The 26,897-nt window shown below is 43.2% G+C and carries 25 protein-coding genes and 1 riboswitch; of the genes, 12 read left to right on the top strand and 13 right to left on the bottom strand.

What is annotated here, in order from left to right:
- Nucleotides 1-67: 67 nt before the first annotated feature.
- On the bottom strand, nucleotides 68-1,282 hold the full coding sequence (hmpA, locus tag Q1B03_RS12510; protein ID WP_299741602.1) for an NO-inducible flavohemoprotein: 1,215 nt from the start codon (nucleotides 1,280-1,282) through the stop codon (nucleotides 68-70).
- Between the two features lie 161 nt (nucleotides 1,283-1,443).
- Between hmpA and Q1B03_RS12505 the strand changes: the two genes are divergently transcribed.
- On the top strand, nucleotides 1,444-1,902 hold the full coding sequence (locus tag Q1B03_RS12505; protein ID WP_299741600.1) for an Rrf2 family transcriptional regulator: 459 nt from the start codon (nucleotides 1,444-1,446) through the stop codon (nucleotides 1,900-1,902).
- A gap of 193 nt (nucleotides 1,903-2,095) precedes the next feature.
- Here the strand turns inward: Q1B03_RS12505 and Q1B03_RS12500 are convergent, their stop codons facing one another.
- The gene (locus Q1B03_RS12500) at nucleotides 2,096-2,488 is read right to left on the bottom strand and encodes a hypothetical protein (protein ID WP_299741598.1); all 393 of its coding nucleotides are present in this window, start codon (nucleotides 2,486-2,488) and stop codon (nucleotides 2,096-2,098) included.
- A 234-nt stretch (nucleotides 2,489-2,722) separates the two neighbouring features.
- On the opposite strand from Q1B03_RS12500, the gene Q1B03_RS12495 reads away from it, so the two are divergent.
- A complete protein-coding gene (locus tag Q1B03_RS12495) occupies nucleotides 2,723-3,955 on the top strand; it encodes an aminopeptidase (RefSeq protein WP_299741596.1) in 1,233 nt (410 codons plus the stop codon).
- A gap of 322 nt (nucleotides 3,956-4,277) precedes the next feature.
- Here the strand turns inward: Q1B03_RS12495 and Q1B03_RS12490 are convergent, their stop codons facing one another.
- Nucleotides 4,278-4,859 carry a DUF6944 family repetitive protein gene (locus Q1B03_RS12490; protein WP_299741595.1) on the bottom strand — a complete coding sequence of 194 codons (582 nt, stop codon included), beginning with the start codon at nucleotides 4,857-4,859 and terminating at the stop codon, nucleotides 4,278-4,280.
- A 187-nt stretch (nucleotides 4,860-5,046) separates the two neighbouring features.
- On the opposite strand from Q1B03_RS12490, the gene Q1B03_RS12485 reads away from it, so the two are divergent.
- Nucleotides 5,047-6,336 (top strand): MFS transporter, encoded by a 1,290-nt coding sequence (locus Q1B03_RS12485; RefSeq protein WP_299741593.1) that lies wholly within the window; start codon nucleotides 5,047-5,049, stop codon nucleotides 6,334-6,336.
- A gap of 277 nt (nucleotides 6,337-6,613) precedes the next feature.
- Complete coding sequence (locus tag Q1B03_RS12480) at nucleotides 6,614-6,742, top strand: YflJ family protein (RefSeq protein ID WP_299741591.1); 129 nt, start codon at nucleotides 6,614-6,616, stop codon at nucleotides 6,740-6,742.
- A gap of 68 nt (nucleotides 6,743-6,810) precedes the next feature.
- Here the strand turns inward: Q1B03_RS12480 and Q1B03_RS12475 are convergent, their stop codons facing one another.
- Nucleotides 6,811-8,634 carry a solute:sodium symporter family transporter gene (locus Q1B03_RS12475; protein WP_299741589.1) on the bottom strand — a complete coding sequence of 608 codons (1,824 nt, stop codon included), beginning with the start codon at nucleotides 8,632-8,634 and terminating at the stop codon, nucleotides 6,811-6,813.
- A 191-nt stretch (nucleotides 8,635-8,825) separates the two neighbouring features.
- A riboswitch (purine riboswitch) is annotated at nucleotides 8,826-8,927 on the top strand.
- 137 nt (nucleotides 8,928-9,064) lie between these two features.
- Here Q1B03_RS12475 and Q1B03_RS12470 point away from each other — a divergent pair.
- The 8 genes from Q1B03_RS12470 to Q1B03_RS12435 all read left to right on the top strand — a co-directional run bounded on the left by Q1B03_RS12470 (nucleotide 9,065) and on the right by Q1B03_RS12435 (nucleotide 16,993).
- Nucleotides 9,065-10,258 carry a NupC/NupG family nucleoside CNT transporter gene (locus Q1B03_RS12470; RefSeq protein WP_299741587.1) on the top strand — a complete coding sequence of 398 codons (1,194 nt, stop codon included), beginning with the start codon at nucleotides 9,065-9,067 and terminating at the stop codon, nucleotides 10,256-10,258.
- 91 nt (nucleotides 10,259-10,349) lie between these two features.
- Nucleotides 10,350-10,853 (top strand): acyl-CoA thioesterase, encoded by a 504-nt coding sequence (locus tag Q1B03_RS12465; RefSeq protein ID WP_113968670.1) that lies wholly within the window; start codon nucleotides 10,350-10,352, stop codon nucleotides 10,851-10,853.
- An 876-nt stretch (nucleotides 10,854-11,729) separates the two neighbouring features.
- On the top strand, nucleotides 11,730-12,734 hold the full coding sequence (gene mreBH / locus Q1B03_RS12460) for a rod-share determining protein MreBH (protein ID WP_044339203.1): 1,005 nt from the start codon (nucleotides 11,730-11,732) through the stop codon (nucleotides 12,732-12,734).
- Between the two features lie 242 nt (nucleotides 12,735-12,976).
- A complete protein-coding gene (locus Q1B03_RS12455; protein WP_299741580.1) occupies nucleotides 12,977-13,540 on the top strand; it encodes an RNA polymerase sigma factor in 564 nt (187 codons plus the stop codon).
- Nucleotides 13,537-14,253: an anti-sigma factor gene (locus Q1B03_RS12450; protein WP_299741578.1), complete on the top strand. Its 717-nt coding sequence runs from the start codon at nucleotides 13,537-13,539 to the stop codon at nucleotides 14,251-14,253. The genes Q1B03_RS12455 and Q1B03_RS12450 overlap by 4 nt, the downstream gene beginning before the upstream one ends.
- A gap of 350 nt (nucleotides 14,254-14,603) precedes the next feature.
- Nucleotides 14,604-15,956: a copper amine oxidase gene (locus Q1B03_RS12445; protein ID WP_299741576.1), complete on the top strand. Its 1,353-nt coding sequence runs from the start codon at nucleotides 14,604-14,606 to the stop codon at nucleotides 15,954-15,956.
- Nucleotides 15,957-16,030: 74 nt separating this feature from the next.
- Nucleotides 16,031-16,678, top strand: a complete 648-nt coding sequence (locus Q1B03_RS12440; protein ID WP_299741574.1) for a class F sortase — start codon at nucleotides 16,031-16,033, stop codon at nucleotides 16,676-16,678.
- Between the two features lie 84 nt (nucleotides 16,679-16,762).
- The gene (locus tag Q1B03_RS12435; protein ID WP_299741573.1) at nucleotides 16,763-16,993 is read left to right on the top strand and encodes a hypothetical protein; all 231 of its coding nucleotides are present in this window, start codon (nucleotides 16,763-16,765) and stop codon (nucleotides 16,991-16,993) included.
- Between the two features lie 39 nt (nucleotides 16,994-17,032).
- Here the strand turns inward: Q1B03_RS12435 and Q1B03_RS12430 are convergent, their stop codons facing one another.
- The 9 genes from Q1B03_RS12430 to queF form a co-directional block, all read right to left on the bottom strand.
- The gene (locus Q1B03_RS12430) at nucleotides 17,033-18,112 is read right to left on the bottom strand and encodes a nitric oxide synthase oxygenase (protein WP_299741571.1); all 1,080 of its coding nucleotides are present in this window, start codon (nucleotides 18,110-18,112) and stop codon (nucleotides 17,033-17,035) included.
- A 102-nt stretch (nucleotides 18,113-18,214) separates the two neighbouring features.
- Nucleotides 18,215-18,730 carry a GNAT family N-acetyltransferase gene (locus tag Q1B03_RS12425; protein WP_299741569.1) on the bottom strand — a complete coding sequence of 172 codons (516 nt, stop codon included), beginning with the start codon at nucleotides 18,728-18,730 and terminating at the stop codon, nucleotides 18,215-18,217.
- Between the two features lie 97 nt (nucleotides 18,731-18,827).
- Nucleotides 18,828-19,802, bottom strand: a complete 975-nt coding sequence (locus Q1B03_RS12420) for an NAD(P)/FAD-dependent oxidoreductase (protein ID WP_299741567.1) — start codon at nucleotides 19,800-19,802, stop codon at nucleotides 18,828-18,830.
- 86 nt (nucleotides 19,803-19,888) lie between these two features.
- Nucleotides 19,889-21,766 carry a ribosomal protection-like ABC-F family protein gene (abc-f, locus tag Q1B03_RS12415; protein ID WP_299741566.1) on the bottom strand — a complete coding sequence of 626 codons (1,878 nt, stop codon included), beginning with the start codon at nucleotides 21,764-21,766 and terminating at the stop codon, nucleotides 19,889-19,891.
- A gap of 224 nt (nucleotides 21,767-21,990) precedes the next feature.
- The gene (locus Q1B03_RS12410; protein WP_098351140.1) at nucleotides 21,991-22,104 is read right to left on the bottom strand and encodes an RAxF-45 family protein; all 114 of its coding nucleotides are present in this window, start codon (nucleotides 22,102-22,104) and stop codon (nucleotides 21,991-21,993) included.
- Nucleotides 22,105-22,183: 79 nt separating this feature from the next.
- Nucleotides 22,184-23,821: a DUF2339 domain-containing protein gene (locus Q1B03_RS12405; RefSeq protein WP_299741563.1), complete on the bottom strand. Its 1,638-nt coding sequence runs from the start codon at nucleotides 23,819-23,821 to the stop codon at nucleotides 22,184-22,186.
- A gap of 123 nt (nucleotides 23,822-23,944) precedes the next feature.
- Nucleotides 23,945-24,793 (bottom strand): YitT family protein, encoded by an 849-nt coding sequence (locus tag Q1B03_RS12400; RefSeq protein ID WP_299741562.1) that lies wholly within the window; start codon nucleotides 24,791-24,793, stop codon nucleotides 23,945-23,947.
- 254 nt (nucleotides 24,794-25,047) lie between these two features.
- Nucleotides 25,048-25,947, bottom strand: coding sequence for a DMT family transporter (locus Q1B03_RS12395; protein ID WP_299741560.1), 900 nt, complete (start codon nucleotides 25,945-25,947; stop codon nucleotides 25,048-25,050).
- A gap of 358 nt (nucleotides 25,948-26,305) precedes the next feature.
- Nucleotides 26,306-26,803 (bottom strand): preQ(1) synthase, encoded by a 498-nt coding sequence (gene queF, locus Q1B03_RS12390; RefSeq protein WP_034761195.1) that lies wholly within the window; start codon nucleotides 26,801-26,803, stop codon nucleotides 26,306-26,308.
- Between the last annotated feature and the right edge of the window lie 94 nt (nucleotides 26,804-26,897).

Raw genomic sequence — 26,897 nt, 5'->3', positions numbered from 1 at the left:
TTCAATTTCGGCCCATTTATTTTCAACTTTCCCATTTTATTTTCAAATCCAATTCCCGATCCGCTTTTTAAACATTTACAATTTCCTTCTTCGATAAGTCCATGGCTGGTCCGAAGAATTCGAAGTGGATGTTAGATTCAGGGACCCCCATTTCCTTCAGCGTTGTGATGACAGCTTTCATAAATGGTACCGGTCCACACACATAGCATTCCGTTTCTCCATCCACATAGTGTGAAAGAATTTCTTTGTTCACATATCCTTTAAAATGACCTTGAGATTCGTCACGGGGATTTTCGTAAACATAGCACGCTTCCCCATTCATTAATTCTTCCATTAAACCGTCGACATCTTTTCTAAAGGCATGTACCCCTTCATGTTTGCTCGCATGAATAAAGGCAGTCGGGCGTTCCGGCTTCGTTCCTGCCACCGTTTCAAGCATACTCATCATAGGCGTGATTCCCACACCTCCGCTTATAAAAGCAACAGGTGTTTCAGCGTCCGTTAAATAGAAATCCCCTGCTGGTGCACTGACCTCAATCTCACTTCCTACGGCAACTTTGTCATGTAAGAAATTAGACACCTTCCCTTCCGGATCAAATTCTGCTTCTCTTTTAACAGAAATTCTGAAGAGATTTTCCACTGGCGCGCTTGATAAACTGTACTGACGAATATGGGTGAACTCTTCACCAGGGATGGTCACTCGTACAGAAATATATTGACCTGGCATGTAGGCTGGGACATTGCCCCCTTCTTTTGGTTGAAGATAGAAAGAGGTTATGCAATCGCTTTCAACTACCTTTTTCGCTACGACAAACGGTTTAAAGTCTCTGTATCCAGCGTCTTTGTTCTCCGTTTCTTGGTACATCTCTTCTTCTACATCAATAAATACCCCGGCGATGACACCGTATGCTTCTCCCCACGCTTCAAGGATCTCATCTGTCGCTGCATCTCCAAGTACTTGTTTGATGGCTTGAAGTAAGTGCTCCCCAACAATCGGATAATGCTCGGGCTTAACTCCTAAACTTCGATGCTTATGAGCGATTTGCTTTACAACGGGCAGGATCATCTCGAGCTTATCAATATTCTGTGCAGCTGCATAAACCGTATTGGCTAATGCTGTTTGCTGTCTTCCCTTTTTCTGATTGGCATGGTTGAAAATATTCAATAACTCAGGATGATTCGCAAACATATTTTTATAAAAAGTGGACGTAATTTCTGTCCCTTTCACTTCTAACACAGGCACAGTTGACTTCACGATTTCAATGGTTTTTTGAGATAGCATATTGGTCACCTCTAAAGATATATTTTAAATACATCTTTAGCGTACTCCTCTTTTTTCCATAAAGCAATATACAAAATACACCTTTAACAAAACAGCCACATTTAGACACAAACATGCTTCCTTCTGTATAATAATAATAACGGATCGGAAAGGTGAGATAAATGAGACTAACTTTATACACTGACTACTCACTGAGAGTCCTAATCTTCCTGGCATCTAAACCAAAGGAGGAACTCTCTAATATAAAAGAAATCGCTGATGCCTACAGCATCTCAAAGAATCACCTGATGAAAGTGACGTATGAACTGGGGAAAAACGGTCTGATCGAAACGATCCGCGGCAGGAACGGGGGTATCAAGCTTGCACAATCCCCGGAAGATATAAATATCGGAAAACTTGTCAGGACAACAGAAGAAGACTTCCACCTTGTCGAATGCTTTGATGCAAAAAACAACAACTGCGTCATCACTCCAGTTTGCGGACTAAAGCATGTACTTGGAAAGGCGTTAAACGCCTATCTCTCTGTCCTTGACGAATACACCCTGGCAGATTTGATCCAAAACCCGATGGACTACCGGTTTTTATTTCAAGAGCAGCAGAAGGGTGAAGCGTCACCATAAGGTATGATTACTCCTCTCCATTTAGATGGGGAGGAGTTTTTTATTGGGGATATGAGTGGAGTGGTCCCTGGCACCTATTGTCCAGATTGTACCTGGTACATTTCACACGATATGTACCAGGTACAATTTATCCACAAATCACTCACAGTCCCCAAAAAAAAGCCTGTCTTTCATCATGAAAACAGGCTATCTCTTACTTCTTACTCTCACTATATTTAAATGTCATACATACAAATAGAAAAAAGCTCAGAAGTAGCGTACTGCCTCCTACTATGTAGAAGACCATCGTGAAGCTGCCTGGCAGATTGAATGGATTTAAGTTGTACATCCACATTCCGACTGTTAATCCGATTGAACCGATCATCGCCGTCCATACATGTGCAAATGCCAGTTTAGAAGATTTCGGTACTTGATAGGAACGATAATAGGATGAATACGCAAATAAGCTCAACCAACCAACTACTAAAATATGAGCATGAATGGGCTTAAACGCATACGATCCTGCTCCTGCCATATGAGACCCGAGAAATGCTCCAATAAACCCATAGATGGCGGACATTCGTAATAAAAGGACATTCCACGCCAATGTTCCTTCCCCCTTTTTTTGTCTAGAGTATTGCTTCAATCATTATAGTATAGTTATCCAGGACAAGGCTATGATTCTTGTTTGAATGCCATAGAACTTTCATATTCTTCATGCGCCAAAATAATTTTCCATTCTTTCGCGTACGATAGAAAGATGGGTGTAAACACTTGCAAACGATGCCCGCACTGATACAATAAGAATGTAATAGAACATTCTGAAAAAAGGAGAATACATATGCCTAATTTCCAACAAAATCTTGAGAAATACGCAAGCCTGGCTGTAGAAGTCGGTGTCAATGTTCAAAAAGGTCAAACCCTGGTCATTAACACGTCCATCGATTCTGCAGAATTTGTTCGTTTAGTAGTAAAGAAAGCCTATGAAGTTGGGGCTAAGCACGTATACGTTAACTGGAATGATGATGTGGTCAATCGTACGAAATATGATCTTGCTCCAGATGAAGCATTCCAGGAGTTCCCTCAGTGGAAGGCACGTGAAGTCGAAGAGCTGGCTGAAGGCGGAGCTGCATTCATGAGTATCGTGTCTTCAAGCCCTGATTTGCTTAAAGGAGTAAATCCAGATCGTATCTCAAACTTCCAAAAAGCAGCTGGAAAAGCAATGTCCAAATATCGTCAGTTCATTCAATCGGACAAAGTGAGCTGGTGCGTACTGGCTGCTCCTTCGAAAGATTGGGCTGCAAAAGTATTTCCGGACGCTTCTGAAGAAGAGCAAGTGGACCTATTATGGGATGCGATCTTTAAAGCAGTCCGCGCTGACCAGGCTGACCCTGTTCAAGCTTGGAAGGATCACGACGCAAACCTTCATGAAAAAGTGGCATACCTGAACGACAAAAACTACAAAAAGCTACACTACACTGCACCAGGGACGGACCTTACGATCGAGCTTCCTCAAGGTCACCTGTGGGTAGGAGCTGGAAGTGTAAACGAACAAGGAACCACTTTCATGGCGAACATGCCAACGGAGGAAGTATTCACGGTTCCTCTAAAAACAGGTGTAAACGGAACAGTATCAAGCACGAAGCCGCTTAGCTACGGCGGAAACGTGATCGACAACTTTACGATTACATTCGAAAACGGCCGCATTGTGGACGTTAAGGCTGAGGAAGGCGAAGAAATCCTGAAGCGCCTTGTGGATACAGATGAAGGATCTCATTACCTTGGGGAAATCGCCCTTGTTCCACATCAGTCCCCAATCTCTCAATCGAACGTTTTATTCTACAACACTTTATTCGATGAGAACGCATCAAACCACCTTGCGATCGGTAATGCCTATGCATTCTGTATTGAAGGCGGAAAGAAAATGAGTGAAGAAGAGCTTGAGAAAAATGGCTTAAACAACAGTATCACTCACGTTGACTTTATGATCGGTTCAGACAAAATGAACATCGATGGAGTGAAAGAAGACGGCTCGACTGAAGCAGTATTCCGCGATGGCGGTTGGGCGTTTTAATATTTGACTGTGGAGGATCCCGGAAGGTGGTTTGGCTGCCTTTTGGGATTTTTTTATGGAGATGAGGACGGGCTTGGAAGAATATCGGTTGACTGAGCGCTCAATCTGTTGGGGGTAACTGAAAAAAAACGCATATATCGAAATTTTGACGCATAAATTTGAAAAACCACGCATAAAATTATATTTTGACGCAAAAAACCTGAAAAAAGACGCAATTCTCCCCTTTCAATCGGTGTATCCTTCTTCCGTGATTCCATCTACCTTCCATTCATCATGTAATTAGCACATTTTCCAAACAAATCCTCCTCTTTCGATCAAAAGCTCACCCATACTGCTTCGTTAAAGCAATGGCTGCAATCGTCGCACCGGCTGCCTGGGCATAGCTTCCGAATGCGGTGATCTGCAGCCCGATTTCCTTCATTTCCTTTAGAATATAAATTTCTCCTATCGCTTCAATTGCTGCACCAAGGGATTGAAGTGAATTTCCGGCTGCAAGGAGATCTGAAAACTTCCGCGTACTCAACGTGGCCCCATATGCTTCCAGCCCTGCCCCTAAGGATTGGACGGTGTCTCCAAAAATATCAAGGTTCAATCCTTCCACTTCTCTCCCTGCGAATTGGAGTTCAGCTGCTGCGACGTTTGTTACGTTTCCTGAAGCTTGAATCCAATCACCTATCACTCTTAACGTTTCTCCAAACGAACCGTCCGAGAGCTTTTCAGCTCCCACACCTTGAAGTGCATTTCCTGCCGCTTCAAATCCATTTCCGATGGAGACTAACCGAAACCCGAGAGGCTCTTGACTGTATCGTTCTTCTTGTATGACCATGGTTTCGCCAATTGCTGCAATCACCGTTCCGATCACTTGCGTCCAAGCACCAGTAATAAGGATAAGCCTATCAATCACCTCCACCCACCGTTCCTTTCCCCTGCGATACTTTTAATGTATTCAAAAAAGGGAAATTGGTATCATTCGCATCCATTTCCCCTCAAGTAAAAAATTTGTAAATACCAGTAAATCAGTCTTGTTTATTTTGTCCTATCGAGCTATGATATTCTAGTTCATCTAGCGTTTCATGAGGGGAGGAATATAGATGAGAATTCGGGATTGGGACCGTAATTTAAAGGTCCGGCTGTTTGGGGAAGCAGCGATTAATATCACCTTCTGGATGTTCTTTCCGTTTTTAACGATCTATTTTACAGAGTCATTCGGAAAGCAAACGGCAGGATTACTATTGGTTCTCTCGCAGGTATTTGCAGTATTGGCGAACCTGATGGGAGGCTATTGCGCAGACCGTTTCGGCCGCAAGCGTATGATGGTCATCTCCGCTTTCGGACAAGGCTTTGCTTTTTTAATCTTTGGGCTTGCCAGTTCACCTTGGCTCGATTCTGCCATGATCGGATTTATCTGTTTCAGTTTAGTAGGGGTATTCGGTTCGTTTTATTGGCCGGCAAGTCAGGCGATGGTAGCTGATGTAGTGGATGAAAAGGACCGTAGTCACGTGTTTGCCGTCTTTTATACGTCCATAAATATCGCAGTAGTCGTAGGACCGATACTTGGCGGGATTTTCTATGTTCACTACCGCTTCCAGCTATTAATTGCAGCTGCGCTTATTTGCATGTTCTTAGCTCTTCTTTTATATAAAATGACGAGAGAAACTGCACCTCGAGATAAAAGTAAGCTTTTAGTGACAGAAGGTGAAAAGAAAGCCTGGCATAGTGTGATATCAGATCAGATGAAGGATTATAGTGTTATTTTTAAAGACAAAACGTTTTTATTATTCATATTAGCAGGGATTCTCGTGGGTCAAACCTTTATGCAATTGGACCTGCTGATTCCCGTATATATTAAAGATGTGATGGATCAAGCCACTCTGTTCAGCTTCGGGGACTGGTCATTGACCCTTGTGAGTGAGCAGGTATTCGGGTTAATTCTATCTGAAAATGGATTCCTGGTGGCCCTTCTTACCGTGGTCATCACTCGCTGGATCACGAAGTTCCGTGAACGTAATGTGTTCATCCTTTCTTCTGTCATTTACGCCATTTCGATCTTTATGTTTGGACAAACAAGCTCGGTTTGGATGTTTGTGATTGCGATGGCAGTATTCACTTTCGCAGAGCTCATGACAGCAGGTATCCAGCAAAGCTTTGTATCGAAGCTTGCACCGGATCATATGCGGGGGCAGTACTTTGCAGCAGCAAGTTTACGATTCACGATTGCAAGGACCATTGCACCTCTATCCATCACCCTGTCACTTTATCTAGGGTATGATTGGACGTTCATCATCCTGTCGATTCTTGCTCTTGTGAGCGCGGGACTCTTCTTCATCATGTTCGAGCGTTTTGAAAAAGAAGAATTGGAATTGAAGAAAGCTGTTCATTAAAAAAGGAATGATCCGATGCGGATCATTCCTTTTCTTTCAAGTTACAGTCTTGAATCAAAACCTTTATCATCTCACTGCAGCATTGTATTAAGACCCCTTCATTTTCCTCGAAAAATTTTCAGAAAAGGATGAATCCGAAAAATTCCCTTCACCCCCTTTTTTCATAAAAAATGAGATGTTACAATGTACAACCGTAAGCAATCTTAGCGTAGCTCATGTGAAATGAGCTAGTCGGAGATTCCAATCAATACTACGCAAAGAAAGGATGTTTATTTCAATGCATATCGGAAGCAAAGGCTGGTACGTGGAAGAACTAAAAAAAGCAGGCGTTCGCCGCTACGAGGAACGCAAAGTAGAATCCTATAAAAAACATGTTCTGGCAAACCTATTAGAACGCATAAAATAAAACATAAGCGAGGGACGGACCTCGATTCCTATGACCTGGTCATAGGAATGAAGGTCCGTCCCTCCTTTTTATTTTAGCAGCTTCGATGAATAGATTGGGTTCAGGTTTTGCAGGGAGTATTTTTTGGTTCGGTTTAGTTTGTACGTTTTGTTTTTCAGCAGGTAGGCTTGGTATTTCCGGGTCCAGCTCTTCATTGACCAGTAGATCAATCCTGTGGTGACAAGGGCCAATCCGATTGTGGCTGGCCAGAAGTAAGGTGAAATGACACTTGTTTCATATGCCAGTCCAACAGGAGAAAATAAGAAATACGTTTGCACTACGGACGCCATGAGCACGATGGACAATGGAATGCTATATTTCCAAGGCATCATATCCACCTTGGGATTGTAACGATATTCGTATGGTTTCTTCAACGGCTTCCACCAGCCGATCAAGACCATCAGTACAATCTCTGAAACAAATAGGATTCCATAGATATGGATAAAGTTAATATTGATCGTGAATCCAAATAGATGCCCTGTTCCCCATACCAGCATATAGTACGTGAACACGTGAAGAATAATGACTGTTTTGGCGGCTAAAGCCGGGATGCGTTTTGAGAACACTCCCACCAATAGAACGACGATAATCGGAATATTGAAGAATCCTGTGAACTTTCGAATCAGGTCCCACAAGCCATCTGTCGCGTTTATTAACATAGGTGACACACACATAGAAACGACTGCGAGTGCAGCACCGAACCATTTACTGATCGTGATCAGCTTCTGATCACTGACATCGGGATTGAACTGAGGCTTATAGATATCCAGTGCAAATAAAGTCGCTGCACTATTTAATAGAGAATTAAACGAGCTCAACACCGCTCCCAGTAGCACGGCCAAGAAGAAGCCTGTTAAGTAAGACGGCAGGACCGCATTGATTAAAGCCGGATATGCCAGATCCACACTTTTCAAAGAATCTCCATAAAGGTGGAATGCAATGACTCCCGGAAGCATCATCATGAACGGCACAAGCAGCTTATAGAACCCCGAAATGAGGACACCCTTCTGTCCTTCTGCTAAGTTTTTAGCCCCCAGAGTCCTTTGGATCACGTACTGGTTTGATGCCCAATAAAATAAATTCGCAAAAATCATTCCGGTAAAAATCGTTGAAAACGGCACTGAATCTGAAGATGAACCAATCGAATTCAGTTTTTCCGGATTGTTAGTGGCAATCTCTTTCACACCTGATAGGAAACTTCCTTCTCCTAAAGCATAAAACCCCAGAATCGGAACGAGAATCCCGATGATCAGGAGTCCGACTCCATTCAACGTATCGGAAATCGCAACGGCTTTCAGTCCGCCGAAGATGGCATAAATGCTGCCGATGATCCCGATCACCCACACAATCATCCAGATTGATTGTGTATAGGAAATGCCCATGAGGTCGGGGACATCAAATAATTTTAAAACGGCTAGTGCTCCTGAATAAAGCATGGAAGGGATCGTAACAAATACATACCCCAGCATAAAGAGGATGGTTGTATACTGACGAACCCCTTTGTCATAGCGCTGATTCAGAAACTCGGGCAACGTCGTGAAGCTTCTTCCTAAATACTTCGGAAGCAAATATAAGGCCATGATGATAATCGCGATGGCGGCTGTCACTTCCCACGCCATATTCGAAAGGTTCGCCCTGAAAGCTTGTCCATTCAAACCAACTAACTGTTCAGCTGATAAATTGGTTAAAAGTAAGGAACCAGCGATAAACGTTCCAGTCAATCCTCTTCCGGCTAAAAAATATCCTGTCGAGTCGTTCAATGATCCTTTGGTCTTTATGTATGAAACCCAAGCAACCAGCCCCATAAAAAACACACAGGACAATAGAGTAAATAGCAATCCACTTTCAAACATGCATCCTCTTCCCTTCATATTTACTACATGTGTTTGTGAAAGTTCCCCAAATGTTATACTAGTAAACTATTATTTTTGGAATTTTGCTAAAAACAGTAAAAATGAACCACCACGTTTTTCCATGCTTTTCTTTTCAAAAAAACTATTGTGATAGTCTTCAATCGTGTGATAGAGTAGAAAACATATTTCAAATCAACTTCATACGAATTCCTTATATATCTATGGTGATATGGACCATAAGTCTCTACCTGGCAGCCGTAAAGTGCCGGACTATAAGGAAAGTCTTTTCTATATGCTGTTTGTGTATGGAGACTTTCCCTATTTTTTAGAGAATGTCTTCATGCACTTTTTTTATTTCCCTGAGAGGTCAGACATCATACGACGTAAACCTGAGAATTCGTTGAAGATTACATGTTGGGGGATTGGTATTATGAGTTTAGTATATGGCGTATTATCATTACTTGGAGTTCTATTTTTAGCATGGCTGTTGAGCTACAACCGCTCAGCCATTCAATGGCGTACGATCATCATCGGGATCTGTCTTGAGTTCCTGCTTGTCTTGTTTGTATTAAAAGTCCCATTTGGACAAACCATTTTGAAAAAAGCAGCCTTAGGCGTACAGAAAGTCATCGACTACAGCAATGAAGGAATCATGTTCGTTTTCGGGGGATTCTTCGAAAAAGGGACGAATATTTCATTCGTTTTCGCGATCAATGTCCTGGGTGCGATCATCTTTATTTCTGCACTCATTTCGGCTCTTTATTACTTGCGAATCATCCCGTTTTTCGTAAAATATATCGGAATCGGGTTGGGGAAAATCCTTGGTACAACCAAGGTTGAATCCTTTAATGCCATTGGGAATTCCTTTCTCGGATTAGCAGAGGCTCCTCTTTTAATTAAGCCTTATTTAGCGAAGTTGACTCGTTCAGAACTTTTTGCCGTGATGGTTGGAGGAACAGCTTCAGCAAGTGGAGCGATATTAATCGGATATTCATTGATGGGGATCGACATGAAATTCCTTCTTCTATCCGTCTTTAGTGTGCCAATCGTCTCTCTTGTGATTGCCAAAATCATCGAACCTGAAACGGAAGAGTCCAAGACGAATGGAGATATTTCGTTAGGAAAAACCACTCATACAAACGTATTCGAAGCGATTTCCGAAGGTGCCCTCAGTGGTACACAACTTGCCATCAATATTGGGGGACTGCTCATCGCGTTTATCGGGATCCTTGCTCTCGTCAATGGATTGCTGGGTGCAGTCGATATGAGTCTTTCCACGGTCTTCGGCTACCTATTCTATCCACTGTCACTACTCGTCGGTATTCCAATGGATGAAGCGTTCCGTGCAGCCTCCATTATCGGGACGAAGCTTTCTGTGAATGAATTCGTCGCATACAAAGAACTATCAGGAATGATGAGCGAGCTTTCCCCTAAGACCGTTGCCATTCTTTCCGTTGCCCTTTGCAACTTTGCAAACCTGTCTTCGATCGGACAATTGATTGTCGGCTTGGGTTCTTTAGAGCCGACACAACGACCTATGGTTTCTAAATTAAGCTTGAAGGCCATCATCGCAGGAACACTGGCGAGCTTCATAACGGCCATTATCATTAGTATATTTCTATAACTTTTTCTGTTTTCATGTTTCTTCCACCCCACTTTAGTGAATAGTATAAGGTAGCAATCTTTTTGCACATTGATAACGGAAGGTGAATTCATTGAGAGAAAAAAAGTTCATGAAAGAAACGAAAACAAGTAAAACGACCCACGTTCTTCCACCCGACACCAACCATCACGGTACATTGTTTGGTGGAAAACTGATGGCCTATATAGACGACGTGGCATCCATTGCCGCTACCCGTCACGCCCGCAAGCCCGTCGTCACGGCTTCAACAGATTCCGTAGACTTCCTGCAGCCCATAAAAGTCGGGGATGCCGTGACGTTGGAAGCGATGGTGACGTATACCGGACGCAGCTCCATGGAGGTATGTGTGAAGGTCACTTCAGAGGTGCTTCTAACAGGGGAAACCAATGTGGCAGCCATCTCCTTCTTGACCTTTGTTGCTTTAGAAGGCAATAAACCAGCCGTCATTGCGGAAGTCGTACCGGAAACAGAAGAGGAAAAATGGTTGAACGAAACTGCCAAGAACCGTGCAGAACATCGTAAAGCCCGCAAAAAACATAGTCAGGAACTTGCGGAGTTTTTCCGTAAAGCGTATTAATGAGGGGGAGATGCTTGATGAGAGCATCTCTTTTTTTGTTGGGAGAGAACTGGTAATTTGTCTGTTCGCCGTTATAATTGGATTTTCGCCGTTAAATCAGAGATTTCGCCGTTATATTTAAAATATCGCCGTTATATTCTGATTTTCGCCGTTATCTTGGGTTCTTCTCCTATTACGCTTATTAAAAGTAGGAGAATTCATAGTGTTATTTAAGAAGGCGAAATGGCAGTTCGCTGATATATGGACCGATTTCGCTGATATATCCAGAATTTCGCTGATATGTGGACCTAGTTCGCTGATATATGAACCGACTTCGCTGATATATCGGGAATTCCGCTGATCTCTTGAATTCGTTACCTAAAATTCTTCTCATTTTCCATCCAAAATCCATCTCCTCCCTCTTTTCAGCCAACATTAATAGCGATTCCACTCCAAAAAAATGCAATTCCCTATGTTAATTGCCGATTCCACCCGATTTTCCCATTTTAGTTACAGCCCAAAGAAAACTCGCCTACCTTCGACACCCTCCCACACCTCCTCTCTACTTTTGCCCCACACCCTCCTCCCAAAGACCAATCCAACCTTCACAATCACTCCCCTCACCACCATCCGAATACTCCAAATCTCCCCACCTATATTACAGAACGTTTAAATTTTTTTAACGAACAATATTTCAAGGTCCGCCCTCATATACACACCCAGGTATACAAAACACCTCCGTACAAGCTTTTTATTTTTTCGTTAACGCTTTCATATCTGTCATACTTTGTAACATTTTGTCGGTGGTAAATATCTCCACCTTCATAACCGACAGAAATCTCCTATACTGTATAGAAGGATATACTGTCTAGAATTCTTATAGTTGGAGGAATATTGATGTTATCAAACTCTGAAATTGGTATCGATTTAGGAACTGCAAATATACTTGTTTATAGTAAAAATAAAGGAATTATACTTAATGAACCATCTGTTGTGGCGATTGACACAGAAAATAAAACGGTATTGGCGGTTGGAACCGAAGCCAAGAGCATGATCGGGAAAACGCCAGGAAAGATCGTGGCTGTACGCCCACTTAAAGATGGTGTGATTGCCGACTTTGATGTGACAACTGAAATGTTAAAACAAGTGATGAAAAAAGCGAGTAAAAAACTTGGATTTTCCATCCGCAAGCCAACGGTTGTCGTGTGTACGCCTTCTGGTGCAACGAGTGTCGAGAGAAGAGCGATTCAGGATGCAGTGAGAGGAAGCGGCGCGAAATCAGTGACACTTATTGAAGAACCTGTCGCTGCTGCGATCGGTGCTGACTTGCCTGTAGGCGAGCCTGTCGCCAACGTAATCGTTGATATCGGTGGCGGAACAACGGAAGTTGCGATCATCTCTTATGGCGGTGTTGTTTCCTGTAACACGATCCGTATCGGCGGAGACCAAATGGATGAAGACATCGTTCAATACGTACGCAAACGCTACAATCTACTGATCGGTGAAAGAACGGCTGAATTGGTAAAAATCGAAGTGGGTCAAGCACTGATCGACCATGAGGAAAGAACGATGGATATTCGTGGACGTGACTTGGTTACCGGTCTTCCAAAAACGATTGAACTATCGTCCAATGAGATTCAAGATGCGTTGAAAGAATCTCTTCTTCACATCCTGGAAACGATCCGTGCAACATTGGAAAATTGTCCTCCTGAACTAAGCGGTGACATTGTTGACCGCGGTGTAATCCTGACTGGTGGCGGAGCATTATTGAACGGACTTCAAGATTGGTTAAGCCAAGAGATCGTTGTACCGGTTCACTTAGCTCCTAACCCGCTTGAATCAGTGGCAATCGGAACAGGACGTTCTTTATCCGTGATTGATAAGTTACAAAAAGTAAAATAAGCTGGAGAAATCCCCCAATGATTTGGGGGATTTTGTTTTGGGGAATATTCAATTGCTTTATCGCCGCATAATGAGATAGACAAGTCCAGCTCCCACTTCAAACTCATTTATATACCCCACTAACAATTTCCCCAAACATTTATGATCCAAATTCTTATTTCTTACGTTAGCTTTTTAAAATTGAGTTCAGCTCCGTTGTTTAGTATCCTTATTGTATTCATGTCAAAGATAAGGAGCGTTTTATGCCCAATGATCGTCACGATTTAGAACTGTATCAACAAGTGTTAGCCAAAGATTCGACTGCACTGCGACAGCTTTATCAACAATATGAAAAACTGATCTATTCTTTCTCATATAAAATGACAGGAGACCGTGAAATCGCCGAGGAAGTGATTCAAGAGGTATTCATGAAGCTCTGGAAAAAGCACTCTCCGTATGATCACAGTAAAGGGAAGTTTTCGTCCTGGCTGTTAACGATGACAAGGAACACTTGCCTCGATGCAATCCGCAGACGAAAGAAACATGAGTCTGTTGAATATATTGAGAAGGACTCCCTGCAGGTCACCTACGAAACTCCGGCTGATCAATTGGAATGGAAGGAAAAAGGGGCAGCGATTCGGGAGTGTATCCAATCGTTAAAAGAAGACCAGCAACACATTGTGCAATTATTCTACTTTAAAGGATTGACTCAGCAATCCATTGCATATTCCACCGACACTCCACTAGGGACTGTCAAGGGAAGAATACGTTTGGCGCTAAAGCATTTACACACGTGTCTTAAAGGGAAAGGAGGTCAATTCGAATGACTACACACCAATGCGAGCACTTACTGGATTACTACAACGGTCATTTATCTGAACTTGAGAGAGCCCAATTTGAAAAGCATCTGGAAAGCTGTCCCCAGTGCCGGGAAGAGCTTCATGAACTGGAGCAGTTAGCAGAATATATGCCTTTCGCATCTGATGTTGTCGAGCCCCCCAAAGACCTGGAAGACCGTGTTTTGGCTAACATTCTGGGTGAAGAGAAGCCAGAAGCTGAGGTCGGACCTTTCTCCAATAAGAAAAAGAGAGCGTGGTTCCTCCCTTCTGTCGCAGCCGCCCTGGCCCTTTCCTTAGTCGGGAATGCGTACCTGTTTACGCAGCTTGAGGATCAAAACGAAGTGGTGGAACAAGCAACCATCGATCAGGTAGTACAATATGTCGACCTCGCTGCCGTCAGTGGAAATGCCAAGGGAACAGCCAGTATCATTAAGCAGGGTGAACAAACAAGCATGGTTGTCCAGGCTTCTGAGCTTCAGGATCTTTCTAACGAAGAAGTCTATCAGGTATGGCTCATTAAAGACGACAAACCTGAACGTGCCGGAACATTTGTCACGAGTAAAGATGGCAAAGGATCGGTTGTATTTAAATTTAACGAAGAGTTCACAAAGAAAGATTGGGATACGGTGGCCATTACACTCGAACCGGATGCCGATAGCCAGCTTCCACAGGGAGAAATTGTGCTGGCTTCAGAAATTTAATAATCTTTTCTCCTCGCCCTGCAGTCCATTACTGCTGGGCTTTTTTATTTTCAATAAGAAAGCACCCATATTTTTTTAGCACATCTGGATGTTCAAGAAAATAGAACTAGGGAATTTAGTCCTATTAGAACAGAAGTTGTACAAATCTATTACAGATCCCGCTACAATCTTTTCTACTCTTTTATTAAGGATACATAGTTAAAGAAGACCCCACTCTCTACATACTTTCACCCTACTTTTATCTCTTTCTAAAAAAAGTGCAAAAGTTTTTTCAAAAAAAGTGATCCAAGTTTCAACTCCTCTCGTTAGCTCTATGAAAATATAAAAAAACCAAAAGGAGAGATTCCAATATGAAAATGAAAAAAAGTTATTTAGCGGTCCCATTAAGTATGACATTACTAGTACCGACTGTAGGTACAGTTTCAGCCCACAACGGTGAAGATCATTCACACGAGGTGAAAGTGGATACTCCAGCAGGAGAATTAAGAACAACATTAGATCACTTACTTACTGAGCATGCATACTTAGCAGTGGAAGCGATGAGACGCGGAGCTGAGGGAGCTGAAGATTTTGACGCAGCAGCCGGTGCCCTGAATGATAACGCAGCCGATTTAAAAGGAGCGATCGCTTCTGTTTACGGTGAAGAAGCCGGTAATCAATTCAATACGATTTGGACGAATCACATCGGGTTCTTCGTTGACTATGTAAAAGCAACGGGTGCTGAAGATCAAGCGGCAAAAGATGAAGCACTTGCAAATCTCGCAGGCTATAAAGAAGAGTTTTCTACTTTCCTTGAAACGGCAACGGGTGAACGTTTAAAATCTGATAGTCTGGCAGAAGGACTTCAAATGCATATCAACCAACTGATCGGTGCATTTGACAGCTATGTAGCCGGAGACTATGAAAAGGCTTACGAATACGAGCGTGAAGCAATCGGACATATGGGAATGGTATCAAAAGGATTATCAAGTGCGATCACGGATCAATATCCCGAGAAGTTTGAAAATACGATGGCTGTAACACCTGCAACTGATTTACGTTCAACCCTTAACCACTTATTAACAGAGCATGCTGCCCTTGCAACGATGGCGATGCAAAACGGGATTGACGGATCAGAAGACTTCGATGCATCTGTTGGTGCCTTGAATGCTAATACTGAAGACCTGTCTGCAGCGATCGCTTCTGTATATGGTGAAGAAGCAGGTAACCAATTTAAAGACATGTGGTCAAAGCACATCGGATTCTTCGTTGATTATGTGAAAGCAACGGGTGCTGAAGATGAAGCAGCAAAAGAAGAAGCCCTTAAGAACCTGGATGGATATCGTGCAGAATTCTCCAAATTCCTTGAAACGGCAACGGATGGCCGTTTGAAATCTGACGCCCTTGCAGAAGGACTTCAAATGCACGTTGAGCAACTTGTTGGAGCATTTGACAGCTATGCAGCCGGGGATTATGAAAAATCATGGGAGCAAATCCGCATGGCGTATGAGCATATGCTGAATCCGGCAAAAGGATTATCAGGAGCATTTGCCGATCAGTTCCCTGACAAATTCAAAGCCAATATGCCTTCTGAAATGCCAAACACCGGTATGGGCGGAACAGCCGGAAACGAATTCCCATTCGAATACCTTCTTGCAGCGCTCTTAATCATCGCTGGTGGAACAACACTCGGAATGAAAAAATACGCTACACACAAAAAATAATAGGAAAAGATGAGAGGGACGGACCTATTAAGGTCCGTCCCCCAGTGTGAAGATGAAAGGAGTGGCTTCACATAATGTATACTATGAGGGTTGTACTACTTGTGCTTGTACTATTGCCCATTTCTGCCTGTTCTGCAGGATTAAGTTCAAGTTCTCAAGAGGATAAAGCGAAAACACAAACAATCGAAAAGCAAGAGGAAAAGCCAAAAGCTCAAATGGCGAGTACCACTACTTCCCCTTCCCCATTTGCTGAAACGATCATTAAAGATGAGCGAAGTGGAATCGTGCCAACGACCATTGAAATCCCGGCGATCGATTTATCGGCACCTGTAGAAGCTGTCGGATTAAAGGAAAACGGGGAAATGGCCGTAACGGAAAGTTTCGAAAAGACTGGATGGTACGAAGGTGGATATATGCCGGGTGAACCGGGTAATGCCGTCATCGGGGGTCACGTAGACAGCCGGAATGGTCCCGCTATTTTTTATAACCTGAACAAGGTTTCAAAAGGTGATGAAATCATTGTAAAGAATAAAGATGGCGAAGAACGAACCTTCGTTGTAACAGACATGAAGGAATATCCTTGGAATGACGCCCCCCTTCAATCAATCTTTGGATACTCCCATGCCAGTACCCTTAATTTGATCACTTGCACTGGTGACTTTGACCGTTCCTCAAGAAACTACAGCAAGCGCCTGGTCGTTTATACAGAATTGAAGCAATAAAAAACAGCACGGACTCCTTCCGCTGCTGTTTTTTTATGGATATTTTTACAAGATAGAGAAAACCTATTAGTAAGGAAGGTGAAGATGATGAATGAACAACAACTGCAAGATCTGTTTAGCTTTTATGGATATGAGGATTTATACAAACGATTCAAGACGCCTCTTTATGTGACTGGCATTATGGATGATGCCGACGCAGAATTGATTGAGGATTTCTTTGAGAATTTCACATTCGATGGTCCTGTCTTATTTGATGAATTCAGGTTTTGGTTTCAATACTATGAGGTGTCCAAACGTCCGCCCTTTACGTATTGAAAAAAGCTGCTTTCTGCACGAAACAGAAAACAGCTCCCCTTAATAAGGTCTATCCTGATAGAAATAATTCGTCGTATTCCACGTATTGTCGTATTCTTTATGAAAAATATGAGTCGTCGCCGGTGACACAGGCGGAATCAACCATGTCCAATCCCCGGTCACATCACGGTCAGCGCTCTTCTCGTTCTCTTCAAACAAGCGGAACTGCTGGGCAGCCGTATGATGATCCACGATGCTGACTCCATCTTCCTTAAAGGAATGGAGTACGGCGATATTCAACTCGATCAGCGCTTTATCTTTCCACAACGTTGCCATTCTCGACATATCCAATCCCATACAGCTCGCTACTTTCGGCAAAAGATTATAGCGATTCTCGTCCGCAAGATTCCGTGCGCCGATTTCCGTTTCCATATACCAGCCGTTAAACGGAGCCGCTTTATAGGAGATGCCTCCTATCTTCAATTCCATATCAGAAATGATCGGGACTCCATACCACTTCAACCCCAAATCCTGAAACCAGTCAAATTCAGGGTGACGCAGGGAAACCTCCAATCTCAGATTAAGATCAATCTCTTTCCACTGTGGAGGTCCGTCCCCGATCTGCACGACGAAAGGCAGGACATCAAAGTGAGTCCCCTGCCCTTTCCAGCCGAACCCTTCGCATTTCTTGGTAAACGCAATGGAATGGGGATCGCCTATATATTGACCATCCTCCACATAGCCAGCATATCTGATCAATTGATGATTCCATATTCGGATGTCCGGTTGATGTCGCTGTGACGGTCTGAAGATGGTAATCGTCGGACGTATTCTACCGTTATTAGAAGCATAGTCAAGGTGCCGCTCTAACGCTCCGAACACCTCATCTTCAGTGGAGGCATCCCGTGCGTCAAACACGTTTAACGAATTCCAGAACAACCGGCCGATACAGCGATTGCTGTTTCTCCATGCCATCTTGGCTCCGTGCACAAGCTCTTCCCTCGTATGGGTATAAGTCCCTTCTGTTTTTAGTTCATCTTCTATTTGTTGTAAGCGAAGCATCATGTCTGATTCGCTTTTATTCAGTTCCTGATAACATTGCTCAATGAAGGCCCTCGCCTCATCCAAAATCGGTGTCAATATAATCGCTTCCCTGCTATCTTATTCAGCGCATACTGTACCTTCAAGTATACCATTTATCCTATGTTCTTTTCCTTGGTACATATGAACAACCATTGAATCTTAGAGAGTCAGGGCTTTCTCATAGCATCGATATTCTTGATGTCCCTCTGGTTTAGAGGTAAAATAGACCGATCCCCGGTACTCATAGCCCATTTTTTCATAAAGGGAATTGGCTCCCGTGTTCCTCGAATACGCATCTAATCTGATACTCTCGAACCCTTTTTTACGAGCGAGCTCTTCACACTTCCCCATGAAAACTTTCCCCAATCCATTTCCCTGCTGAAGGGGATCAAGAAACAATGCATGAATCACCCACTCCTTCGCAAATCTCCAAGGAATCTCGGACCATTCCGGGGATTGCCATTCATTCAGGGTCGCGGATCCTGCTATTTTTTCATCTATCATGAGTACGTACAGATTTTCATTGGTCATTTCTTCCTCAAAATATTCACGGCTCGGGTAGACTTCATTCCATTGAAGTAATCCTTTTTCATCCAGATCCTTTTTACATCTCAAGTAAACGTCCATAATCGTGTCGAGATGGTCAGGGTTCGCTTGCTTTAGTTGTATGTTCATTTTATTTCCTCTTCTTATCATTGAATTAATGTACTCTTCTAGTGTTTCTTGATGATAAGGTGGTTATACTGAACCCCCACAATCAACCTTACACAGTTCATGTTCCCTTCAGCTTTTCTGCCACTCTTTCCCCGGCTGAAATCCCGGATAAATAAGCACTTTCAAACCGTGTTCGTCCTGCTTCATCCTTTTCTCTTAAAAAGGCATCTCCACAAACCATAACCCGCTTATCACTTCCAAGTTCCACATAAGGAGAGCGAACGACTTCTTCTGCCTCAGCATATTTCCAACGTTTCAATTGAGCATCGACCAATTGATTTCCCTCTCCCAGATGAAGCTCTGCAACCTTCTGAATTTCACCCAAAATGGTGTCGTCCTCCAGGTCAAAGCGCTTCTTCGACCAGACTCCCGTCATATACACACTCACCGTTACGGTAGAAGAAATTCCTTTCTTGTGATGATCCACCACCCGTTCTACTCCCGCGGGCAGCTGTTCGTCTTTATGTCCCGGTGCAGGTACGATGCTCTCATTAGCAAAGGTGAACATACCTACGAAGCATGGAGCGAATGTGATAGTGTTCAACAGCTCCGTGCCCCTGACTTCAGACAGCAATGTAAGGGCCTGAGGTACGGGAGCCGTTACAATGATATGTTCCCCAATGATCTTCTCACCATTATCCAGCACCACTTCCAGAGGTCCGTCCCTCCCATCACGGATGGAGAAGACTTTTGTGTTGAGGTTTATAGGAAGTGTTTCGGCCAGTTTTTGGGCAAGGGCGTTCATTCCATTAACGGAGGTGTATCGCGGGTAGGGGTTGCCGAACCATCTTTTGATCCAGCCTGACTGGAGCCAATTCTCTACATCCTTTTGAAGTCCTGCGGAACGCACTGTGAAGAATTGGGCACCGTGATCCGCTTTTCCTTTTTGTATCCTTCTTGTGGCGAGTCGCCCTCCGACACTTTTACTCTTTTCAATGATCAGGATATCCGTTATTCCATTTTCTATTAACGTTCTGGCAGCCATGATTCCCGACAAACCGCCACCTATGATAATCACTTCTTTCGTTGTCATTTCTTCTCATCCTCTCTTTTTTCATTATACAAAGGTCTTTGGAAATAATGGAAGGGAGATGACTCCGTCGTCATCCCCCTTCTTCCCTACGCCAATAATTCTTCTAACTCCTGATACATTTTGTCCCGATCCTGCTCTTTCTGTTCTTTTTCCCTATATAACTCCTGAAGAATGTCCAAGTCCCCTTGTGAGAGAAGCTTCTCTTCAATAGCAAAAATTTCTTCTTCAACCTGTTCAAGCTCAGCTTCTATTTCCTCCATCGTCCGCGACGCTTTTTTCGGCACAGCTTTAGGGGCTGCTTGTTTTTTCACGGGTGTTGCAGGCACTTCCTGGGGAACCAGCTCAGGCAGCTTTTCTTTTGCCCAGCTATAGGGTCCATCAAAGAAATAGAGCTCCCCTTTATGAATCCAGTACGTTTTCTTAAATAACTTATTTAAAAAATACCGATCATGAGAGACAGCCAATATCGTGCCTTTAAAGTCCTCCAGGGCATCCTCCAACACCTCCCGTGAATCAATATCCAGGTGGTTCGTCGGCTCATCAAGGACAAGGAAATTAATGTCCTGATGCATCAATTGTGCAAGGCGGAGTCTCATTTTTTCCCCACCGCTCAGCTGACCTACTCGTCGAAACACATTCGGTCCATAAAATAAAAATTTAGCTAGAATATGCCGTGCATCCCCCTCTGTCACGGGAACCTCTTCCCGAAACGCATCAATCAAACGAACACTAGGATCCGCCACCGTAAAGTGTTGAGAAAGATAGCCTAATTTCACATTGCTTCCGATCTTCACAACACCTGCATCGGCGGTTTCTTCTCCGAGAAGCATTCTGATAATCGTTGATTTACCGGTTCCATTCTGCCCGACAATCGCCGTGCGATCCTTGAAATGGACGAGGAGATCGGCGTCACTGAACAAGCTTTTGTCTCCATAAGACTTTGAAACATCTTCCATGGAAAACACGATTTTCCCGCTTCGATCACTTTCTTCAAACTCCAATCCCATCTTCTTGCGGTCCAGAATCGGGCGCTTGATCTTCTCCATCCGTTCTAACGCCCTCTCCATGTTACGTGCCCGTTTATGCAAAGCTTCATTAGGAGGATTGGCCTGATTCGCCCATTCCTTCAATCGTTTGATGGCCTCTTTCATTTTCTTAATTTTCTTCTGTTGCTCCTGATAGGCCTGAAATTCGATCATCAGACGTTCTTCCTTTTCCTTCACGAAACCGGAGTAGTTCGTGTGATATATCGTTAATTCCCCATCCTCTAAGTCATACACCTTTGTAACCACGTTATCGAGAAAATAGCGATCATGGGAGATACAGACGACGGCTCCTTCATACTCCTTCAAAAATTCCTCCAGCCACTCGACGGCTCCAATATCCAAGTGGTTCGTGGGTTCGTCAAGGAGCAGGAGGTCAGGCTTTTGCAATAGGATCAACCCTAAACAAAGCTTTGTTTGTTCACCGCCGCTGCAGTCATTGAAGTCCTTCTCGATCAGTTCATGAATATCCAATCCATTGACGATTTTTGAAATGTTGGATTCAATTTCATATCCCCCGGCAAGGGTGAATCCGTCCTGAATTTTGCCGTATTCCTCTAATAAATGATTGAGAGTATCAGCATCCTGCTCCATCCCCATTTGAAATTCCAACTCTTTTAAGCGCTCACCAGTCTTGATTAAATCTGAAAACGCAGAGCGCAATACGTCGAGACCTTTCGTCCCTTCCTGATAGTGAGGGATTTGCGCAAGATAGCCTACCTTGGCTCCCTTTTTTAAATGAACGAGACCTTTATCAGGGGATTCTACTCCTGATAATAATTTAAAAATCGTCGTCTTCCCCGTCCCATTTCTGCCAACGAGACCGATTCTTGTTCTTTCCGGTATTTCAAAGGATAATTCCTCAAATATTAAATGTCCTCCAAACATCTTGCTTAATTCCTGTGCACTGCATAGTATCATTTTCCTCTTCCTTTCGGTCATCTATTTTAAGGTAAGAGGTTTTTATCACAAAAAAGCCATGAGGAAGCAGAAGGCTCACCCATGGCTGACATGAAATGCGATTGTACGCATTTCCCCCTTTTATAAAAGAAGACATAAAAAAAGAGAGCGAAAACGCCCCCTTTTTCCGATTCTTTATAGAAAAGTGATTGGAATTGAGACCTCTTACCGTTCAGTATTCATATTCACTTGCTGAAAAAGGGCATACGTGTCCCCTTGAACGCAAATGCATGAAAAATTGCACGGCAAATGTAAATATAGTCTAAATACTTTCCACGCAACCCTACAGAACGATTCATCTCAATTCCACCTCCTTCTCCATTACACGTTAGTTAATATCATCATTATATAATTATTCTGAAAGCTTTTGCAATGTGTTTATTTCTTTTTATATAAAATTCTTGATAACACAAGACCGATCGCCCCGATTGGAATCAGGATCATGGCACGGATCGTGAAATCCAGGAACACGAGATCTGCCAGGAAGAATTTGATCAATGCCAGAGCTAAAAAGCTGATCCCCACCCAGCGGTAAAAGGTGTCCTTCCTGCTTTCACCGAAGATGAGATAAGCAATGGACAGAGCCGCAATCGCTACGGTGAAGGCGGTTGTCCGCGGGGTATATTCCCAGCCGATCACAATGAAATCCGTTAAACGTAATACGAAGAACATCACAAGCCCCGTCAACACGACTTTAATCGCCGTTGTCGACACGTTTAAGAACGAGGACTCACTCTTATTGTAGCGGGAAAACAGATGCACATACCCAAAAGCGATCACAAAAATCGGCAGCTCAATCGTAAAGAAATCATCAGATGCACCACCCGGTACCCCGAGGAATGAACCCATCATCAAAAGAATGGAAGCGATCAAACCAAGATAGCTTTCCCTTCTTCCCGCAAGCCATAAAAGGGCAGTAGCCTGAATGCCGACTAAGACAAAGCGCCAATCGTATTCGAATAGTTCAAGTAAGAAGAGGAGCACATGCAGGAAACCTAAGACCAGCAGAACATCCTTTGTTTGTTTCTTTTCCTTCGGTTCAATGAACGATACGCCGATATACACCGCAGCGAAAGTCACATAATAAAAGAGCGGGATCACTGCGTAAATATCATTCAACAATCCAAGAAGGATAAATGAGCCTGATACCAAAGCAGGAATCATTTCGGCACTTACCCGCTCATCCCGGCCCAGCACGATCAACAGTAAAACATAGGCATGCTGAATCGCAAATGGAATCAGAATGGTCAGCGTCATCGCCCCTACCCCGAAGGCCGCAAAGAAAAACAATGAGAAATAAAGTAAATAATAGTGTATATTCCAGGCAATCCGGTATCGTTTCACCGTACTGAACGTCATTAAAACAAAGAACAATACTAACTCATATCCGTAAAACAACCACTCATTCCGCTCATCCCCTGCAAAAAGAAACGGAAACAGGTACGCTCCTGCCCCGATCAAGCACAGGATCACTTCAGAACCATGCTTATGGGAAGTCCACAGTCCGAGAGAAATAATGACGAGTAATAGTAGATTCGTGATGAGTCCACTTATATATCCATATAAGATGTTTGCTGAGAATAACGTAATGATCGCAAGGACGATGCTTCCCGATAGCAGTGTGAGGGCTAATTTCCTCTGATCCCTGATATACCGTTCTCCTAAGAAATACATCCCAATACTGATGACAGCCCCTGTTAACACCCTCAATCCGGGCGTAACCCAGCCATTTTGAGAAGCAGCCATAAAGCCCCAGATACTGCCTATCAATAACACAAACAGAAACACTTTCGGAAGCCAGCGTTCCACTGAAAAGTCGAAGGGCTCTTTTTCAATGAAGTGCTCATTTTCCTCAGCAGGGATCTGCTTCTCAGGTTCTTCATACACTTCTGCTTTTTGAATGACAGTCGCTTCACTTTCACTTTTCGCTTGAATCAACTGCCTTTTCACAAGGTATAGCTCTTTTTCCAGAGTGCTGATTTTTCGTTCCAGGCGTTCAAACTCTTCTTTCTCCATATTTCCACCCCCTCCCTTCTATTTATACAGGAAAAGTCTAATATTTTCCTTTATTTTTTTGTGGTCGAAAATTATTTTTGCACATAAAAAAGCTCCACCCTGTATAAAGGTGAAGCTTCGTTTCTATGCGAGTCGTTTAAAGTTTTGACCTAGTATTTCATTCATCGTATGAACCGTGATGAAGGCACGATTATCGACCTGGGTGATGAACCCTTTTAACTTGGAAAAGTCCTTGCGACCAAGGATCGTTGTAATAACTTCCTTTTCGTCGGAAGTGAAGGCTCCCGTTGCCGTATGGATCGTCGCTCCTTTTCCAAGTTCATGGACGATGTAAGATTTGATTTCATCGCTGTATCGGCTGATGATCACAATCTCTTTATTTGAATTGAATTGTTGCAATGCATAATCGATAACCAGACCGTTCAGGATGACACCGAAGAATGCATACATACCGACTTGCGGTCCGAATAGTACGGCTGAGGACATGGCGATTGATAAATCTGCCAGTAAAACGCCTCTGCCAACATCTATATTGAAATATTTATTAAAGATCAGGGCCACGATATCCGTTCCACCCGTTGATGCCTGCTGGTTGAACACAATGGCCATCCCGGTTGCGGCAATGCATTGACCGATGATCAATTGAATCAATATATCATCACTTAATGGCGCACTCATCGGAGCAAATTTCTCTAATAACCAGACATAGAATGAAAGGGCGAAACTTGCGTAAATGGTTTTCGCACCGAAGTTAAACCCGAGAAAGATCACACCGACGATAAATAACACGATATTGATAATGATCATGAACAGTCCAAGTGAAAGACCCGGAAATAGATCGTTCATGATGATCGACAATCCACTGACTCCCCCTGTCGCTAAATTATTAGGCGATAAGAAAAAATGGACATTCACCGAAACAAGAAATGCACCGAGATTCATCATTAAGAAGGAAAATATTCTTTGTCGCATCACCGCAACCTCCTTTTTCTTTAAAATTTTTTGGTTTTCCGTAAAGAGTTGAACAACGGGATTATAAAGCCCATAAAGACCCTTTGTAAAGGGAATACGGGTAAAAAAATAAGGTTTAATAATTGTGAAAATTGGAAGGGTTTGCAGATGTGATGAGGATGGGGTTTAGGTTTAAGAGTTAACATTCAGGGTATAAGAGGAGTTTTAGCCTCCACCGTAAAGCAGCTCCCTTCATCATAGAAGAGAGCTTCCTTTTACCCGTATTGTTTCCGTGGTTGGGTAGGTCTTATATGAAACTGGGGAATGGCAATCCCGATTAATATGAGCAGGATGCCAATGAACTGCAAGGGAAGGACCTGCTCCTGCAAGATCCACATGGCTGCAAGGATTGCAGCCGGAAGTTCCGCTGCCCCCATGATGGTCGATAGACTCGAATCGATATGTGGTGTGCCAATGGCGAAGAATACGACAGGAAGGATGCTTCCGAATATCCCGACAAGAAAGCCGAAGTCAGCCATCTCTACAATTTGCACCGGTTCTGTTAGAAAAGCCGGGCGAAACGCGATAAGGACGACGAGCAGACCACCAAGGGTGATCATCATGCTCTTCTGAATCGTCGGTACTTCTTTCGCCACTTTTCCGCTGAAGAAAATAAACAGGGCGAAGGTGATGGCTGCAAAGAATCCAAATAGGATCCCCATACTGTTTTCCATCCATCTGAAGCCTGATGAAGAGCCGATTCCGCCTGCCAAGAGAGTTCCCATCCAAAGAAATAATACAGACACCAACTTTTTATTGGAAGGAAGTTTCTTCATATAGATGGATTCAATCAAAACGCCTATCCACGTAAACTGAAAAAGCATGACTACCGCAATGGATGCAGGTACTGCATGAAGACTGAGTCCATAAAAGATCCCCGTCATACTGAGTAAAACCCCGACTCCAAGGAGCGAAATCCAATGTTTCTTACTTAGGTTAATTTTTTTCGTAAAAAGAAAAGCAAGGAATAGCATCGCCACTCCAAATAAATATTGAACACCCGTCACTTCTGACACCGAGTATCCTTCATCAAATCCAAGCTTCACGACAGAAGCATGAATTCCGTATGAGCTGGCACCGATCAGCACACAAAGAGATGCGTTTAATGGTTTCATCCCGCTCCCTCCTTTTTCTAACTCTCTCGCAAGTATAGTCCTCGCTATTTATTTCGGCAATAGAAATATTCGCCTAGCGTATAGTTTGACTGATCCACCACAATACCAGCCTTTACTGAAGGCCGTTTTGACTCATTTTACAAACCAAATCGCTTTAGAACATAGAGAATCCTCACTATTGTGCACATTGATTTTCCAATGAGATGGAAAATTCAGCCGAAATATCTGAAAATCCGGCCGTTTTGTTGGATAATTCGGCCGGATTCACTTAAAATCCAGCCGTTCTACGAAAATTTACACTTATTCTCCGAAATTTTCAAAAAAAAGAACGATCCCATTAAAGAATCGTTCTTCCATATTATCGATTATCAATCTTCTCCGGATACAAGTCATGATTCATCAACCGGTGGTCGGCCATCGTTTCGTATTTGGTACCAGGCTTCCCGTAGTTGCAGTATGGATCAATGCTTATTCCACCGCGTGGGGTGAATTTCCCCCATACTTCGATATAACGAGGGTCCATTAATTCGATCAGATCGTTCATGATGATGTTCATGCAGTCTTCGTGGAAATCACCATGATTTCTGAAGCTGAATAGATAGAGTTTGAGTGATTTGCTTTCCACCATCTTTTCACCTGGTATATAGCTAATGTAGATGGTAGCGAAATCCGGTTGACCTGTTTTCGGACAGAGACTTGTGAATTCAGGACAGTTGAATTTCACAAAATAGTCCCGGTTTGGATGCTTATTGTCGAATGCTTCCAAAATGTGTGGAGCATACTCGAATAAGTAATTTGTTCCTTGATTTCCTAATAATGATAGATCTGTTAAATCTTCGTCTTTTCTTCCTGACATGTAAAAATCCTCCTCTTCAGAGTGCCTCGAATGAAGGAGGACATAGCATTAGCCTAAGAATCGGAGTAACAGGCAGTAAAATTGCAAAAATTGT

It is taken from the genome of uncultured Rossellomorea sp., assembly GCF_947488365.1.
Taxonomy (GTDB): domain Bacteria; phylum Bacillota; class Bacilli; order Bacillales; family Bacillaceae_B; genus Rossellomorea.
Note: the sequence above shows the minus strand (reverse complement) of the source record. Positions and strands in the feature narration are given on the sequence as shown.